Source organism: Allorhodopirellula solitaria, assembly GCF_007859855.1.
Lineage (GTDB): Bacteria > Planctomycetota > Planctomycetia > Pirellulales > Pirellulaceae > Rhodopirellula > Rhodopirellula solitaria.
On record NZ_SJPK01000002.1, the window covers coordinates 528,736 to 544,454 of the forward strand.

General features: G+C 58.1%; 15 protein-coding genes. 9 read left to right on the top strand and 6 right to left on the bottom strand.

Features of this window, described 5'->3' with window-relative positions:
* Positions 1-207 precede the first annotated feature (207 nt).
* Positions 208-897 carry an HAD family hydrolase gene (locus CA85_RS05225; protein ID WP_146390231.1) on the bottom strand — a complete coding sequence of 230 codons (690 nt, stop codon included), beginning with the start codon at positions 895-897 and terminating at the stop codon, positions 208-210.
* A gap of 26 nt (positions 898-923) precedes the next feature.
* On the opposite strand from CA85_RS05225, the gene ubiE reads away from it, so the two are divergent.
* From ubiE to CA85_RS05255, 6 genes are all read left to right on the top strand, one after another.
* Positions 924-1,769 carry a bifunctional demethylmenaquinone methyltransferase/2-methoxy-6-polyprenyl-1,4-benzoquinol methylase UbiE gene (gene ubiE, locus CA85_RS05230; protein WP_146390232.1) on the top strand — a complete coding sequence of 282 codons (846 nt, stop codon included), beginning with the start codon at positions 924-926 and terminating at the stop codon, positions 1,767-1,769.
* Entirely contained in the window at positions 1,766-2,452 is a 687-nt protein-coding gene (locus CA85_RS05235) for a UbiX family flavin prenyltransferase (RefSeq protein ID WP_146390233.1), read from the top strand. The genes ubiE and CA85_RS05235 overlap by 4 nt, the downstream gene beginning before the upstream one ends.
* Positions 2,449-3,366, top strand: coding sequence for a UbiA-like polyprenyltransferase (locus CA85_RS05240; protein ID WP_146390234.1), 918 nt, complete (start codon positions 2,449-2,451; stop codon positions 3,364-3,366). The genes CA85_RS05235 and CA85_RS05240 overlap by 4 nt, the downstream gene beginning before the upstream one ends.
* 116 nt (positions 3,367-3,482) lie before the next feature.
* Positions 3,483-4,640: an aminofutalosine synthase MqnE gene (gene mqnE / locus CA85_RS05245; RefSeq protein ID WP_146390235.1), complete on the top strand. Its 1,158-nt coding sequence runs from the start codon at positions 3,483-3,485 to the stop codon at positions 4,638-4,640.
* A gap of 111 nt (positions 4,641-4,751) precedes the next feature.
* A complete protein-coding gene (locus tag CA85_RS05250) occupies positions 4,752-6,305 on the top strand; it encodes a sulfatase family protein (RefSeq protein ID WP_146390236.1) in 1,554 nt (517 codons plus the stop codon).
* A gap of 112 nt (positions 6,306-6,417) precedes the next feature.
* On the top strand, positions 6,418-7,359 hold the full coding sequence (locus tag CA85_RS05255; protein WP_222435405.1) for a hypothetical protein: 942 nt from the start codon (positions 6,418-6,420) through the stop codon (positions 7,357-7,359).
* A gap of 53 nt (positions 7,360-7,412) precedes the next feature.
* On the opposite strand, the gene CA85_RS05260 is transcribed toward CA85_RS05255, so the two are convergent.
* From CA85_RS05260 to CA85_RS05275, 4 genes are all read right to left on the bottom strand, one after another.
* Positions 7,413-7,811: a GxxExxY protein gene (locus tag CA85_RS05260; RefSeq protein ID WP_146390238.1), complete on the bottom strand. Its 399-nt coding sequence runs from the start codon at positions 7,809-7,811 to the stop codon at positions 7,413-7,415.
* Between the two features lie 942 nt (positions 7,812-8,753).
* Positions 8,754-9,053, bottom strand: coding sequence for a Rho termination factor N-terminal domain-containing protein (locus CA85_RS05265; protein WP_146390239.1), 300 nt, complete (start codon positions 9,051-9,053; stop codon positions 8,754-8,756).
* A gap of 86 nt (positions 9,054-9,139) precedes the next feature.
* Positions 9,140-10,045, bottom strand: a complete 906-nt coding sequence (locus CA85_RS05270; RefSeq protein ID WP_246112522.1) for an SDR family oxidoreductase — start codon at positions 10,043-10,045, stop codon at positions 9,140-9,142.
* A gap of 152 nt (positions 10,046-10,197) precedes the next feature.
* A complete protein-coding gene (locus CA85_RS05275) occupies positions 10,198-11,193 on the bottom strand; it encodes a glycoside hydrolase family 43 protein (RefSeq protein ID WP_222435406.1) in 996 nt (331 codons plus the stop codon).
* 200 nt (positions 11,194-11,393) lie between these two features.
* On the opposite strand from CA85_RS05275, the gene fliN reads away from it, so the two are divergent.
* Together fliN and CA85_RS05285 are read left to right on the top strand one after the other, a co-directional pair.
* Positions 11,394-11,819: a flagellar motor switch protein FliN gene (fliN, locus tag CA85_RS05280; protein WP_146390240.1), complete on the top strand. Its 426-nt coding sequence runs from the start codon at positions 11,394-11,396 to the stop codon at positions 11,817-11,819.
* The gene (locus CA85_RS05285) at positions 11,816-12,601 is read left to right on the top strand and encodes a FliO/MopB family protein (RefSeq protein WP_246112523.1); all 786 of its coding nucleotides are present in this window, start codon (positions 11,816-11,818) and stop codon (positions 12,599-12,601) included. The genes fliN and CA85_RS05285 overlap by 4 nt, the downstream gene beginning before the upstream one ends.
* A 136-nt stretch (positions 12,602-12,737) precedes the next feature.
* On the opposite strand, the gene CA85_RS05290 is transcribed toward CA85_RS05285, so the two are convergent.
* Positions 12,738-13,343, bottom strand: a complete 606-nt coding sequence (locus CA85_RS05290) for a lysophospholipid acyltransferase family protein (RefSeq protein WP_146390241.1) — start codon at positions 13,341-13,343, stop codon at positions 12,738-12,740.
* A gap of 429 nt (positions 13,344-13,772) precedes the next feature.
* Between CA85_RS05290 and CA85_RS05295 the strand changes: the two genes are divergently transcribed.
* On the top strand, positions 13,773-15,644 hold the full coding sequence (locus tag CA85_RS05295; RefSeq protein WP_186774757.1) for a hypothetical protein: 1,872 nt from the start codon (positions 13,773-13,775) through the stop codon (positions 15,642-15,644).
* Positions 15,645-15,719 lie beyond the last annotated feature (75 nt).

The following is a 15,719-nucleotide window of genomic DNA, read 5'->3' on the forward strand; positions in this document are numbered from 1 at the left end:
ATTTGAGCTATCAATTTATTCGTCGACAGTGAAATAACGTGAAGTTTGAATCTGAAGCATGAGCGAGGGATCACATCGAGAACCGCGCTCACGCGGACGGTCATCAAATCGACAGTCCGTATCGCTGGCGGGCGATTACGGCGTTGCTTTGAGCGTGGTTGACCGTAATGGAAGCATCGTGATCGGTTGGCGGTCAATGTCGTCGGCTTACTCCAACGCCGCCAGGACTTCGTCGGTTTGTGAGAAGTTGGCAAACGTCTCGGTGGGGTTTTCTGCCGCGAGGGTTTCGAGGGAAAATTCCCCGGTAGCGACCGCGATGGTTTTCGCACCGATCGCGTGCCCACAGCGAATATCGGCGGGCGTGTCCCCCACCACGACGACTTCGGTGACGGAGTCGCCGTAGCGTCGGGCGATGATTTCCGCGGTTCGTCGTGCCAGATCGTCTCGCTCGGGGTGGAGGTTGCCCCCTGAGATCCACGCAAACCACTGGCGAAGATCAAAATGGACGAGTTTTTGTGTTGCCGTCTCCGGTAGATTTCCGGTCATGATAGCGAGCACGAGTGCCTCTCGGCGGGCTAACCTTGTCAGCAGGGCTCGAATGCCCGGCAGCACGACCCCGCCCTGACGTGCGAGGTGCCCGCCCATTAAACTAACGTATCGGTCTCGAAGCCGGCGGCAGTGCTCGTCGGTCACCTCCACCCCGTTTCGCTGCAGTATTTCGGTCAACAGCCCACAGTCGGTCCGGCCGGAGAAGGAGAGGTTGCAGTCCGGTTGCGAGACGCCGAATTCGTGCCGCAACGCCTGGGTGATCGCTCCACTGCCGACGCCCTTGGTCGTCAATAACGTTCCATCGATATCAAATAGAAAGACTCGCACGTCGCTTTTGGCCTGCGTCAACTGAGAGAGAAATCAAAAACACGCCCATGAGTGTCCACCCGCCCAGTGTCCCAGAGCCTCGTTCGAGCGACCAGCCCCACCTCGACAAGAGCGGCCAGCGGGTGCGAGAAATGTTTCGGCAGATCGCCCCCCGCTACGACGCGATGAATCATTTGCTGTCGTTGAACATCGATCGTCGCTGGCGGCGAAAAGCCGTTGATCGATTGCGGATCGAGTCCGAGTCGCCGGTCTTGGATATCTGTTGCGGTACCGGTGATCTGGCGATTGCGATCGCGGACCGTGCAGGAAGTGGGGTGCAGGTCATCGGCAGCGATTTCTGTCACGCCATGCTCGAGATCGCCCGCGACAAGGAGACCGCGAGAGTCCGCAGCGCCGCAGGCGGCAATGGTCGGCCGACGATCCCGTTCTTCGAAGCCGATTCGATGAGCCTGCCGTTTGTCAACGAGCGCTTTCAATGCGTTACTGTCGCGTTTGGGCTGCGGAATATTGCCGATACCGATCAAGGTCTAAGTGAGATGGTTCGGGTTTGCCGGCCCGGCGGTCAGGTCATGGTTTTGGAATTCTCCCAGCCATCCTTGCCGATTTTGAAACAGCTCTACGGGTTCTATTTTCGTTCGGTTCTGCCCCGGGTCGGTCAATTGCTAGCGAGCAACGATAAATCCGCCTACTCCTATCTGCCCGCTTCGGTGGGCCAATTCCCCTGTGGGGAAAAACTTGCTGAGCGGATGCGCGCCGCGGGTTTGAGGGAGGTCGAGTTCCATCCGCTGACCCTCGGGGTGGCTACGATTTATGTGGGCAACAAGCCGCCTGACGAGCGGCCCGCAGGCGACGATGAGGCAACGAGCCGACAGCCTGAGGCAGTCCACGCATGACGATCCCGGAGAAACGTCCTCGCCGGATCGTCGTGGCGATCACCGGTGCCAGTGGTGCTCCGTACGCCGTGCGATTGTTGCAGGCACTGCGAAGTGCGCGTGTCGAGGTGCATCTCACGATCAGTCCCAGTGGGGCTGCTGTGATCGATCAGGAACTTGGTCTCACGCTCGATCTCCGCCATCCCGATTTGAACGCGTTGATCGATTGCACACCGACCTGGGCTACTGCCTCGGGGCCGGACGTCCACGCGGCCCCGGAAGATGTTGAGCCAGAGAATTTTGTCTATCATCGATACGATGATTTTTTCACGCCGATCGCCAGTGGCTCGTTTGTCACCGATGCGATGGTGATCTGTCCCTGTAGTGGCAGCACGCTGTCGGGTGTGGCCCGGGCCGCGGCGTCAAATTTGATCCAGCGGGCCGCTGAAGTCCACTTAAAAGAGCACCGCAAGCTCGTGTTGGTCCCGCGTGAGACCCCGCTGAGCGTGATGCAGCTCGAAAATATGCAGCGACTCGCCTCGGCGGGCGCGGTGATCTTGCCCGCCATGCCCGGTTGGTACCACGGCGTCAGCCGGCTCGAGGACCTCGTCGATTTTGTCGTCGCTCGGATCCTCGATCAAATCGGCGTTGAAAACACACTGATTTCGCGTTGGAAAGACACGTCCAGCGAGGCGACATCATGACGAAGCAATCCTCGCTTCCCGATTGGCTGGGCCTGATTCGATTCTCGCACACGGTTTTTGCGTTGCCGTTCGCCGTGCTTGCTGCGTTCTTAGCTTGGGCGACCCCGCTGAACTCGGCATCGACAGCGACGCCCCCGGTTCGGGCGACCGACATCCTCGGGGTGCTGTTGTGCATGGTCACGGCGCGGAGTGCGGCGATGGCGTTCAACCGGTTGGTAGATCATCGCATCGATGCGGCGAACCCACGAACGGCCACCCGGCATCTACCCGCAGGACGTTTGTCGCGGCGGGGCGTGTTGGTTTTCACGATCCTGTGCGCGATCGGATTTGTCGCCTCGACGCTGCTGTTCCTCCCCAATCGCTTGCCGCTCTACGGATCGATTCCTGTGCTCGCGTTTTTGTGTGGTTATTCGCTAGCCAAACGCTTTACCGCGTCGGCGCACCTGTGGCTCGGCGTGGCACTGAGTTTGTCGCCCATCTGTGTTTGGATCGCGATCCGGGGGCCTGAGTTTTCGTGGGAGTATTTTCATATCCCGTTACTGTTGGCTGGCGCGATCGCCTTTTGGGTGGCTGGATTTGACATCCTTTACGCTTGCCAAGACGCCGATTTTGATCGTGTGGCCGGGCTACACAGCGTGCCGAGCCGATTTGGGATTGCGGGCGCGCTGCGAATCGCGATGGGGATGCATGTGATCATGCTCGGATTCCTCGTCGCACTTGTTCGCACCGGTCAAGCTGCTGGGCTGGGATGGCTGTTTGCTGCCGCGGTCGGCTTGACAGCGATCTTGGTCATGGTCCAGCATTGGTTGGTCCGACCAAATGACCTCAGCCGGGTCAATGCTGCATTTTTTCAAACCAATGCCATCATCAGCATGGTGCTCCTGATGGCGGGAGCCATCGACACGTTTTTTTAGATCGGATTTTCGAGGGCGAAACGGCCGGGGGCCCCAAGTGGATTTGGAGCCCTGTACCTGTTTATCTCTTGGAGCCGGATCCCCACCGAACCCTTTATTCTCGTTGAACCCTCCCCATGATTTCTTCTGAACTGAACGCTCGGTTTCGTGAAATTCGCGACAAGGTCGAAGCCAGCGAACGATTGTCACTCGAAGACGGCTTGTTCTTGTATGAGCCCGAGGTTTCACTTCAAGCCGTTGGCGAGTTGGCTAACTACATGCGTGAGCGACTCAACGGAAACGTCGCTTACTACAATATCAACACTCACCTCAATCCAACAAACGTGTGCGTGTATCGCTGCCGGTTCTGTGCGTTTCGCAAAGACTTGCGCGACGAGAGCGGCTATGCGATGACCGATGAACAGGTCCTCGAGCGAGGTCGTGAGGCAACCGCCAACGGCTGCACCGAGATGCACATTGTCGGCGGGCTGCACCATCAGCGAAAGTATGAGTGGTATCGCGATCTGATCTCATTGCTGAAGACGAATTTTCCTCAGATTCACCTCAAAGCTTGGACAGCGGTCGAGATTGATTGGTTTCGGTTCCAGACCAAAAAGTCCTTTCGCTGGGTCCTCGAGGACATGCAAGCGGCTGGCCAGGGCAGCATGCCGGGCGGCGGGGCGGAGATCTTTCATCCCGAGGTGCGTGACCAGTTGTGCGAACACAAAGCCAACACGCCCTCGTGGATCGAGATTCACAAAACCGCTCATGAGATCGGCATGAAGACGAACTGCACGATGCTCTACGGACACGTCGAAAAGGCGTATCACCGGATCGATCACCTGATGCGGTTGCGGGAGCTGCAGGATAAAACGGGAGGCTTCCAAGTCTGCATCCCGCTGGCGTTTCACCCCGATAACACGCAACTGTCTGACTTGAAAAAGCCATCCGGACTGATGGACCTGCGAACCGTAGCGATCAGCCGGCTCATGCTCGACAATATCCGGCACATCAAAGCCTATTGGATTATGCTCGGTATTGAGACCGCGCAGACCGCGCTGGCCTACGGCGCCGACGATCTCGATGGTACCGTCCGGCACGAACTGATCTATCACGATGCGGGAGCTCAGACCCCTGAGTTTCTGTCCGTGGAACAGATTAAACAGTTGATCCGCGAAGCCGGTCGCGAGCCAATCGAACGCGACACGACGTACAATCGAGTGATCCGAGATGCCAACGATTTTACCCAGTGGCACTCGGGCGAAAGCGTCGACGCCGAATTGGTGACAGCGTAGGTTCCCATCCGTTGATAGGCAACGCATTGGTAGCGGGCGAAGTACAGCGTCGCCTGTTTCCAGGATTCATCGCCTCGCCTGCATTTCCCACCTTTTACATACCGCAGCCCCATGAACACAACTCTTTCATCCGCTCTCACCGCGATTGCCGCGTGCTTTTTTGTTTCGCTGATCGCATCACCTGCTGATGTGGACGCTGCCGAGCGTCCCAACATCATTGTGATCATGGCCGATGACCTGGGCTACGGCGATGTGTCTTGTAACGGTGCCACCGCACTTCAGACCCCGAACATCGACAAACTTGCCGCGGAGGGCATTCGGTTCACCGATGGTTACTGCTCGGCCTCAACGTGCACGCCCACCCGCTTCTCATTTTTGACTGGCGAGTTCGCCTTCCGCAGCAAAGGAACTGGGATTGCTCCACCGAACTCCCCCGCGATCATTCAGCCGGGTATGGAGACGGTGGCATCGTTGTTGGGCAAGGCGGGTTACACGACCGGCGTGGTCGGCAAGTGGCACTTGGGACTCGGCGGCGAGGGCGGGCCGGATTGGAATGGCGAACTGAAACCCGGGCCCCTGGAGATTGGATTTGATTCCTGCTTCCTGCTGCCGACGACGAACGACCGTGTGCCCCAGGTCTACGTGGAGAATCACCGCGTGGCGAATCTGGATCCCGCCGATCCGTTGTGGGTTGGACGGAAGAAACCGAGCAAGGATCATCCCACGGGGATCTCTGAGCGGGAGTCGTTGAAGATGGACTGGTCGCATGGGCATAACGGCACCATCCACAATGGGATCAGCCGCATTGGATTCTATACGGGTGGCAACGCTGCGAGATTTCGCGATGAGGATTTGGCCGACAAGTGGGTCGAAAAGTCCAATGAGTTTATGGAACAGAACCAAGACAAACCCTTTTTCTTGTTCTTCTCGGGGCACGATATCCATGTCCCCCGCATGCCGCATGAGCGTTTTCAAGGCAAGACGACCCTGGGGTATCGCGGCGATGCGATCATCGAATTCGATTGGTGCGTCGGCGAGATTATGAAAACACTCGATCGTCTCGACCTCGCTGAGAACACACTTGTGGTCTTGACCAGTGACAATGGTCCGGTGCTCGATGATGGTTACAAGGACGGCGCCATCGAGAAGAATGGCGACCATCGCGCCGCAGGTATCTACACCGGCGGCAAGTACAGCGTGCACGAGGGCGGCACACGTATCCCATTCATCACGCGTTGGAAGGGACATGTCGAACCGGGCGAGAGTGATGCCGTCGTGTGCACGATCGATCTCGCCGCCAGTCTCTCGGCGATCGCTGGGCAAGAGATCCCCGAACAGGCCTGCCAAGACAGCGTCGACGTATCCAAGGCGTTGCTCGGACGCGAGGGCGGAGAGGGACGCCAATGGTTGGTCCAACAAGACAATGGCAGGCGAGGCAACTACGGCTTTCGCAAAGGCAAATGGAAACTGCATCGCTACGATTCAGGTCGCACTCAAAATGTGGTTGTCGAAGAGTCGTTGCGGGTCAGCAAGGTGCCCGAATTTATGCTTTTCGATCTCGAGAAGGATCCCGAAGAACAGCACGATGTGTTGGATGACTATCCCGAGGTCGCCGCCCAGTTGAAAGCGGAACTCGTTGAGATCGTGCAGGGGAAATCGCCGTAGCCGCGCGGTCCAGGCAATCGATGGATCTAGCGAAACCTTTGCGTGTCCGTCTGGTTAGATGTCTTGTAGGAAACAAACTATTCTCCTCTCATCTTTCCAAGGCAAAACCGATATGCGTATGAAATCACTGGGTCTATTGATGGTCACGGGGGCAGCCGTGACATTTGCACCGCTCGCTTGGGCGGCACCTCCCGAGAAGAAGGGGGCCCACGAAGATGGTCCACGTGGTGGACGCGATTCAGGTCGCATGATGTCGATGCTGCCCGTCCTGTCTGCGCTCGATGCGGACAAAGATGGCACGATCTCGAGCGACGAGATTGAGAACGCTTCCGCGGCCCTCGGGGAGCTGGATAAGAACGACGACGGCAAACTCGACCGGAGCGAGTTGCGACCGGATTTCGCCGGTCGCTCCGGACCACCCCGCGGTTCGCGGCACGCGAGCCGGGATTCCGGTCGCCGATGGGACCGTGATGGCGACCGCAACGGACGCAGCCGAGATGCCCGCCGGGGTGATGCTCGCCGTCACGATTCTCGTGGACGAGATGGCGTCGGCCGGCGTGATCGCGGCCGAAATTCGTTTGACCGAGACGCTCATCATCGCAGTGCTCGCGGTCGCCGCGCACCCGAGCAGACTGATCAACGCCATGATGCCCGCGGACGCGGTGGACGTGATGCCCATGGTCACGCTGGCGATGGTCGCGATGCCGAGCGAGGTCCAGAGAGCCGAAAGGACGATGCAAAGCAAAGGGTTTCACGGGAGAAAGATAAAGCCAAACAGGCAGACAAACCGCGTGATTCGAAACCGAGCAAGCCCGCCGCTGGACCACGCCAAGGGTCTCCGATCATGGAGCGTTTGCTGAGCTTAGACAAGGACGGTGATGGCGAACTGTCGAAGGACGAGTTGGCAGATCTGCCTGTGGGCGGCCAGCGACTGCTCAAGGCCGGTGATGGCAACGAGGACGGAGCCCTTTCAAGCGACGAACTCTCAACGCTAAAAGAACGTGGCCAAGACTTTTGGAAGCAACGTCGAGAGCGTGCAGAGCAGAGCGAGTGATCCGACTTTAGATCGCAGCGACACTGAGGTGCCATTATGAAGCGTCGTGTGATTCAGTCTCTGACTGCTTCGCTTCGGTAGTCGTTTGCGATTCTCGTGACCCCGTCGATCACTTTGACTTCGTGGAAATTGATGAGCAGGCCGACCGACAGGCCTGCCAGTCGCAGGTGTGACAATAGTTGAGCCTTGTCGATCGGATGAATGGTCGATTTTGCTTTGAGTTCCAGGATAACACTGCTGTCAATGATCAGGTCGGCTCGGAATCCACATTCCATTCGTACTTTGTCATAGATGACTGGGATGGGTTTTTCTTCAATCGCATCGTGGCCTCGCTTGCGTAGTTCGTAAGCTAAGCATTTTCGATAGGCGGTTTCGAGTAGGCCGGGGCCGAGTTGTCGATGCACCTCGATTGCTGCACCGATGATTGACTGGGTGAGTGGGTCTTTGTTCATCGGGATGCTGTGGTGATGGGGATTTTGAATCGCAGAGGCGCAAAGAACGCAGAGTCCAGTGCTGAAATCTACTTGTTTTTACCTCTGCGCCTCTGCGTTGAAAACTGAATCTGTAAGGCTTCAGCGCAGAGCGTGTCGGTCTGAATCATTCTGCGATTCATTTTATCCTCGGTTCGGTTCCGTTGTCGTCGACGATTCTTTTCACCCCGCTTACCCGTCCGGTCTGACTGTACCGATGATTGACTGGGTGAGTGGATCCGCCATCATTGGGATGTTGTGGTGACGGGAATTTTGAATCGCAGAGGCGCAGAGGACGCAGAGTCCCTTACTGAAATTTCCTTGTTTTTACCTCTGCGTCCTCTGCGCCTCTGCGTTGAAAACCGACACTGAAAGAAGTCAGCGCAGAGCGTGTCGGTCCGAATCATTCTGCGATTCTTTTCACCCCGCTTACCCGTCCGGTCTGACTGTACCGATGATTGACTGGGTGAGTGGATCCGCCTTCATTGGGATGTTGTGGTGACGGGAATTTTGAATCGCAGAGGCGCAGAGGACGCAGAGTCCCTTACTGAAATTTCCTTGTTTTTACCTCTGCGTCCTCTGCGCCTCTGCGTTGAAAACCGAAACTGAAAGAAGTCAGCGCAGAGCGTGTCGGTCCGAATCATTCTGCGATTCTTTTCACCCCACTTACCCGTCCGGTCTGACTGTACCGATGATTGACTGGGTGAGTGGATCCGCCATCATTGGGATGTTGTGGAGATGGGGATTTTGAATCGCAGAGGCGCAGAGGACGCAGAGTCCAGTGCTCAAATTTACTTGTTTTTACCTCTGCGTTGAAAAGAGAACTCAGCGCAGAGTGTGCCGGCCTGGAGCATTCAGCGATTCATTCCGCCTTCGTCGACGTGGTGAGAGGGCGGATCACAGCAGCCAAGATGTTCGGGGTGATCAGGCGTTGGCATCGCGAATCGCATCGATTAATTCTTGCTTGCTCATGTCGCTCCGGCCCCGGATCGACAGTTCAGCGGCTCGGTTACGAAGTTCTTCGACGGTTCGATCGTCGAGTGAGGTGTTCGGGTTCCCGGTGCCCTGTGTCGTCTTGTTAGGGGTGCGGTCTTCGTTCCTGCGCTGTTTGTTTACCGTCCGCGCAGCAATTTCTTCGGCCTCGTCTTCGGACTTGCCGCGATCGAGCTCGCTGTCTTTGACGTGCTCGTACTGCCGCTCGTCTTTATCGCTCCACTTGGCCATCGTTCCGCTCCTCTTTTGCGTTGTAAAATGATCTGATGTTGCCTCGCGTCACCAATCGGTGCACTGGGGCCGTTGCACTGGGGCCACTACACTGGAGTTCGTCCACCAGTACAGCCGAAGACCTCGGCCGTGACGTAGCTGGCCTCGGGGCTCGCCAGCCAGACATACAGGGGTGCCAACTCAGCCGGCTGGGCGGGGCGTTTGAGGATCGTGTTCTCGCCAAAACCCTCAACTTTATCGGAGGGCATGGAACCTGGGATCAGCGGCGTCCACACCGGCCCTGGAGCGACCGCGTTGACGCGAACGCCGTGCTCCATTGCCAATTCTGCCAGTGCTTTCGTCATTCCTAACAATGATGACTTGGTCGCGGAGTAGGGAAGCAGATACGCCGATGGGTCGTAACCTTGAATCGAAGCGGTATTGATGATGCTCCCTCCCGCGGGCAGTCGCTGCATCGCTGCCCGGCAGAGCCAGAAGGGGGCGTAAACGTTCGTCTTGAAAATGCGATCGAACAGCTCCGTCGACCACTGATCAATTTCGTCTCGTGTCTCTTGGTAAGCCGCGTTGTTGACCAGAATGTCGAGAGATCCGAAGGCATCAAAGGAATGGTCGATTAGTTGCTGGCAGAACGCCTCCTCCCGCAGGTCGCCGGGCAGCATGACCGCTTGCACGCCAGCCTCCTCGACCAGTTTGGCCGTTTGCTGAGCATCGTCATTCTCTGACAAGTAGTTGATGGCGACGTTGGCACCTTCGCGAGCGTAGGCAATCGCGATCGCTCGCCCGATCCCGCTATCACCACCAGTGACCAGGGCGGATAGGCCGCGTAATTTACCTGTCCCGCGATACGACTTTTCGCCGTGATCGGGTGCAGGCGTCATCTGGGAGGTTTTACCAGGCATTTCGATTGCCGGTTGGTCGTCGAAAGGCGGCTGAGGGTAGGCAGCTCGAGGATCGCGAAGCTGGACTCGCTCTGGCGTCTGAGTAGCATTCACTTGGCATTCTCCGTGTTAGTCAGGACGGGACAGAAAGTTGTCGAGTCGCCGGTCCTGGACGAAGTTCCGAGCTGACTCTCTGCGAGGTGCGGGTCGCAAATCGCGTTCCAAGGATCTTCCAATGCATCCGGGCAGCCACCTACCTGGCGGCTTTACTCCAACGGGTGTTTCGCGACGCCTTCGTTGGTGATGCGGATCGGTAGGATATGTCCGTTCTCGTCGAACTCCATGCGATCAATGCATGTGACCCGTGAGTTCCCATCGGTCTCAGTGAGTGGGCGGCGGTGATAGACGGCGTAGTAGTCGTCGGTGTCCGGGACGTGGATCACAGAATGGTGGCCTGCACCGGTGGCGATTTTGGGGTCTTGTTGCAATACCTTGTTGATTCGTTTAAACGGTCCGAGCGGCGAGTCGGCGATGCCGTAGGCGACACTGTAGTCGGGCCCGGTCCAGCCACCTTCTGACCACATGAAGTAATATTTGCCACCGCGTTGGAACATGAAGGGGCCTTCGACATATCCTTCGGGAGTGATCTCTCGGAAAATTTCACCGTTGGCAAACGGAATGAATCCAGTGAAATCGCTGTTCAGTTTGGCGATGTTGCAATGGCGCCAACCTCCGTAGATGAGATAGTAGGTGCCGTCCTGATCCCGGAAGGCAAACTGGTCAATGGGCTGGGCGCCGTTGTGGAACTTATCGATCAAGGGTTTGCCAAGGTAGTCTTCGAACGGCCCCGCGGGGTTCTCGGCAACGGCGATGCCGATTCCGCCTTCCGCATCGTCGCTCTGAATGTCATTGGCCCCAAAAAAGAAGAAGTACCTGCCATCCTTTTCAATGATCGAGGGCGCCCACATCGCTCGGTTGGCCCACTTCACCCGCTCGGTATCGAGGATCCGCGAATGCTTCTCCCACGTAAGGAGATCTTTTGATGAGAAACAGTCAAAAAAGGTCTGCTCGTGATAGGGGGCCGAATAGGTGGGGTAGATCCAGTAGGTGTCATCAAAAATGATTCCCTCGGGATCAGCGTACCAGCCATCGAAGACAGGGTTCCCTGAAAGGGTTTCGGGCGCGGTGGGGGCGCCGTCTTCCGCCGCGAGTGTCGCGAGGCAGGAGGAAGCCAGTAGGGCGATAGCAGTGAGTCGATGCAAAGTTGTTAACACAATAACGAGGCCGAGACGGGGAGAGAGCAGGGGAATCCAAGATTCGCATCATAGCCACTTCCCCGATCGCCTGTGCTGTACGCTGTCCAGCGACGGAACTGGGCTTGCACTCGCTTGCCAATTTGAGGGATATGCTAGTACGCGACGACACCGAACCGATCGAGAAATGAGAACCCCAGGACCGGGCCATGAGCATGACGGACAGCCCCCGCGGCACGAACGACTCGCTCAACATGGACGACTTGGAAGCCTTGTTTGACGAGGCATCGGAGTCACTTTCGGATGCAGTTGGCGAGACCGCTGGCGAACATCCTGAAGGGATGCGTCCCTTTTCCCTCGGTGACCTCTCGCCATCAGTGCTCGACGCGACAGCCAATCCGATTGGTATGCTCGACGAAGTCGAAATGGATCTACGCATTGAACTGGGGCGGACCCAGATGCGGCTCGAAGATGTCTTGCGGTTGCGGCCCGGTAGCGTCGTGATGTTGGATAAACTCGCCAGTGATCCAGTCGATATTTTCGCCAACGGACAACTGATTGCTCGAGGTGAGGTATTAGTCATGAACGATCACTTTTGCGTCCGTGTCACCGAGTTGTTGGGATCTCCAGAGTGAGTCACATCCAATTGCCGCTATTGACCCAAACATGTTCGATGGCAATCCGCCGCATGGTGGTCTCGTCAGTGTGCGTGGCGTTGCTAGCGCCGGGGTCTCAGATCTTTGCCAGCGACATCTCGGGGCACGCCGGCAGCCCAGCAGTCGTCGCACGCAGTGGTGGCTTTCCCGCTCTTCAGCCCCGGGCGGCGGAGACGCGAGATCGACTTCAGGCTGGTCCGATCGAACAACCCACCTACCGCGTTCGCGGTTCTGTCGAGAAACCTGTCCACGCCGCCGACGAGCAGCCCGCTGAGTCACGATCAGAGATCCCTGGTGGCGGGTTGGCCTTGCAATCCAACCCGGAGTCGTCGCGATCGAAGATGATGGCGCCACTGGTGACGGTCACTTCGAGTCTGGCGATCGTTTTGGCGTTGTTCAGCGCTCTGGTATGGGCGGGACGCAAGTTCGGCGGCCGCGCGACAGCTTCGAAACCGCTGCCGGCGGCGGCTCTGGCACCGCTCGGTCACGTGATGCTGGACCCACGCACCAAGCTACTGTTGGTCAAATGTGGCCGGCGGATACTCGTGCTCAGTCAAACCGCGAGTGGGATCACGCCGCTAACGGAGGTGAGCCATCCCGATGAAGTTCAGGAGCTGATCGCAAGTTGTTCCGCTGAGGCACGCCAGGCGTTCGAGCAAACACTCCGAGAGGTAGAGCTCGAGTCCACCCGTGGCATTCCCGAAACTCAGCCGTCCCCACCGACGGCGCGGCAATCGGGTCGATTATTCGCCACAGCCTGAGCTCGACGCGATTCAGCATCGCGTGATGAATAAGTGGCGAATTTTGCGAGCTCTTTTTGTAGTGGACGAGGCGACGAGTCCTGCGGCCTTGGACTCGTCGCCTCGTTCACTACGACAGAAATTGATCCCGCGTTCCTTAGCGGTCCTTGAGCTGCAAGACCGACTGTCGTGCCCGCCGCAAAAAATCGGTCTTGGGTTCGCCTGCTTCGAGGAAAATTGGTGGTCCGATCGTGATGCACGACAGCAGCGGTACGGGCAATATCTCGCCGCGAGGCAGAATGCGGTTGAGGTTTTCCATGTAGACGGGGACGAGTTCCAAATCGGGACGCTTCTTGCCGAGGTAGTACAGTCCACTTTTGAAACTGCTCATCTCCTCACCGCCACTCCGCCCGCCCTCGGGAAAGAGGATCAGCGAGTAGATATCGCCCATCTGCCGGATCATGCTGTCGATCGGGCTCTTATGGACCTTGATCTCCTGGCGATCGATTAGCAGCGCATTGAAGCTTTGGGCGATATGGGGTTTGAACCAACCGCCGCTCCAGTAGTCCTTCGCGGCGACGGGGCGAGTCAGGGCTCGGATTTCGCGAGGCAGCGCCGACCACAGCACCACGGCATCGAGGTGGCTAGTGTGATTGGCGAAGTAAATTCGCTGGCAGGTGTCTGGCTGGCAATCGATCCAGCGGACAGTGAAACCGCTGAATAACTTGGCCAACAGCACAATCGCGTGGCTGGTGAGGGTCATGGCGAAGAGTTTAGTCGTCCCGGGGTCGCCTGCACAATCCACGGTGTGGTCAATCGCTGCCTAGATCGATCGCCCTGGCTAATCCGGTGCTATCGAAAGAGGGAACGGATCTCGGGCGGTCGGGCCATGACCGTCAACGAGTGAGCACCTTGGAGTGCAGGGCCGAGGAATAGTCGTGTGGAAATCGGTTTCTGGCTGGATGTTCCCAGCCTCACTCTTCTGTGTTGTCAATTGCCGTTGTCGTGGCGTCAGTGAATTAGGTAGCGTCGACAAGCTACGGGCTTTTCCATGGGCCCGCACCAGTCTTTGTCGCGACATTATTCGCAAGGTTTCCTCATGCACGCGATCCTATCTCGCCCCCGAATTCGACGCTTTTTCTGCTCGCTTTCACGCAGTCGACTGATGGTGCGAGCACGATTTCGAGAGGGAGTGGGCCCCATTTCGATGCACGCCGTTGCGATGCTCGTGCTCGCTGGGCTCGTCGGATGCCAGCCCGGGCGGTTGATGACGCCGCTGGCCCGTCACCGGGCGATGGACAATTCGCCGCCTTCGATCCATGGTCCATCCATGGCTGGACCTGCCTCAGGGAAGACAGTGGGCGCCGATGCGGCGCAGTCGTCAGGTTCACAGGTCCAGGTCACTAGCGAGACCGCCGTCCCGGAAACCGATCTCGAACCGGTCGACCAGCGGCTGGCGAAGACCCGCCAGATCGCCCGCCGCAGTTCCTCAGCGAACACAGTAGCGACGCGGAGAACCTTGAGCGAGCTCGCCGCTGAGCCGGCTTCGTCTCCTGCGGCGGCACCGCTAGCCCAAACCGTAACACCGATCGCCAGCCATCCGCCCCATCGCGCTGCTTCACAGAACGTGGCCGCTACGGAGATCGCTCAGGTCTCGGCGAACATGCCCATCGAACCCGAGAGGGCACCGGCGTTCGAACTGCCGGAAAACTACAGTGGCGTCGATATCAGTGATCTAGTGGACGCCCTGCAAGGGGCGCCACCGGAGATCCAAAAAGCCGCACTTACCAAATTAATTGCAAGCTCCCATCGCCGCGCCCGCAAAACGTCTCAGCCCGCGGCAATCGATGACGCCCTTGCGGCTTCGTTCGGCCAGCTGCCAGAACTTCCTCGCGTCGTGCCCGACCGCGATGTCAGCCCGTCGCGGATCGGTCTCTCTCGACCACCGACTCCCCGTTGGAACGTTGCCGAGTCCGCTGGCCCTCCGGCCGAGGGTAGCGTCGCCAACGCAGTCGCCCAAGCCTCCAGCCCAACGGGACCGACGATCCAGCGAGCATCACTGGAGACGACCGGGGAACCCAAACTCAACGCGGTCGCCGATCTCCCCACGAGCGAACTGGCTCCGGCTAGCGAATTGGCTCCGTCGAGCGAGCTGGCGGTTGTCGCGCCAACACCCGACCCCATTCCCCCACCACCATCGACTCCCCAGAGCATGTCGCTTAGCGATCAGGTTGAGCCCAGTGAGAGCGTCTCGCTTAGCTTCAGTGACACGCCGGCGGAAAAAAATGTCTCTGCAGAGGTCTCGCTTACCGACAGGGTAGCCGATGCCAATCGAGCACCTGCCTCCGCGACCGCCGCCACGCTCAGTGATGCTGATTTATTTGATGCCCTCGTCGCTCGGCTGGGCAAAGAGGTTCCCGGCGAAAGTGACTCCGAACGGCATCGCCGCGAAGTCGTTGCCCGTCACCTGATGGTGCTCTCGGGAGATCCCGACCGAGCTGTCGATGACTTGGATGATCTTTCGGAAGAACAGACGCAGTACCTCCGCCATCAATTGCTCGGCTTGTGGAAGATTGTTGATCCTCAAGGTCACCCGGTGCCGTCGCATCGTTTCAGTTCGGCATTGCCCGAGATCCGCAAAGCCACCGGTTATTTGGCGGTCGCCAGTAATTCGCTCGAAGTTCGGGCGTTAGAGTTCTGCACCGAGATCGAAGCCTACGGCCAGATCAAACCGTTTCCCAACCGTCGCTTCGACGCCGGCCAGGAAGTGATCCTGTACTGCGAAATTGATAATTTCGTGTCTCATTCCGTCGAGGGCGGATTCGAGACCCGGCTGCGAGGCAGCTATGACCTGCTCAATGCCAACGGCGAACGCATCGCCAGTCAAGCGCTGCCCGAGGATCATCAGATTTCCCGGAACCATCTGCGTGATTACTTCATCGCCTACCAGATGTACCTCCCCGACGCGATTGAGCCGGGTCGCTACCAACTGCGTTTGACCATGGAAGACATCCATGGAAAGAAATACGGTCAAGCCACTGTCGACTTTGAAATCAAACGGTAGCCTGTTGGCAGTGGGTCTCCCCATCGGCTGTGCCTATCGGGAGACGGCGGCTTTGCTAGAATGGACGATGGCGAT

Coding starts and splice junctions, on each gene's coding strand:
- ubiE (WP_146390232.1), top strand. CDS start 924: ATGAGTGTCCACCCGCCCAGTGTCCCAGAGCCTCGTTCGAGCGACCAG.
- CA85_RS05235 (WP_146390233.1), top strand. CDS start 1,766: ATGACGATCCCGGAGAAACGTCCTCGCCGGATCGTCGTGGCGATCACC.
- CA85_RS05240 (WP_146390234.1), top strand. CDS start 2,449: ATGACGAAGCAATCCTCGCTTCCCGATTGGCTGGGCCTGATTCGATTC.
- mqnE (WP_146390235.1), top strand. CDS start 3,483: ATGATTTCTTCTGAACTGAACGCTCGGTTTCGTGAAATTCGCGACAAG.
- CA85_RS05250 (WP_146390236.1), top strand. CDS start 4,752: ATGAACACAACTCTTTCATCCGCTCTCACCGCGATTGCCGCGTGCTTT.
- CA85_RS05255 (WP_222435405.1), top strand. CDS start 6,418: ATGCGTATGAAATCACTGGGTCTATTGATGGTCACGGGGGCAGCCGTG.
- CA85_RS05260 (WP_146390238.1), bottom strand. CDS start 7,811: ATGAACAAAGACCCACTCACCCAGTCAATCATCGGTGCAGCAATCGAG.
- CA85_RS05265 (WP_146390239.1), bottom strand. CDS start 9,053: ATGGCCAAGTGGAGCGATAAAGACGAGCGGCAGTACGAGCACGTCAAA.
- fliN (WP_146390240.1), top strand. CDS start 11,394: ATGAGCATGACGGACAGCCCCCGCGGCACGAACGACTCGCTCAACATG.
- CA85_RS05290 (WP_146390241.1), bottom strand. CDS start 13,343: ATGACCCTCACCAGCCACGCGATTGTGCTGTTGGCCAAGTTATTCAGC.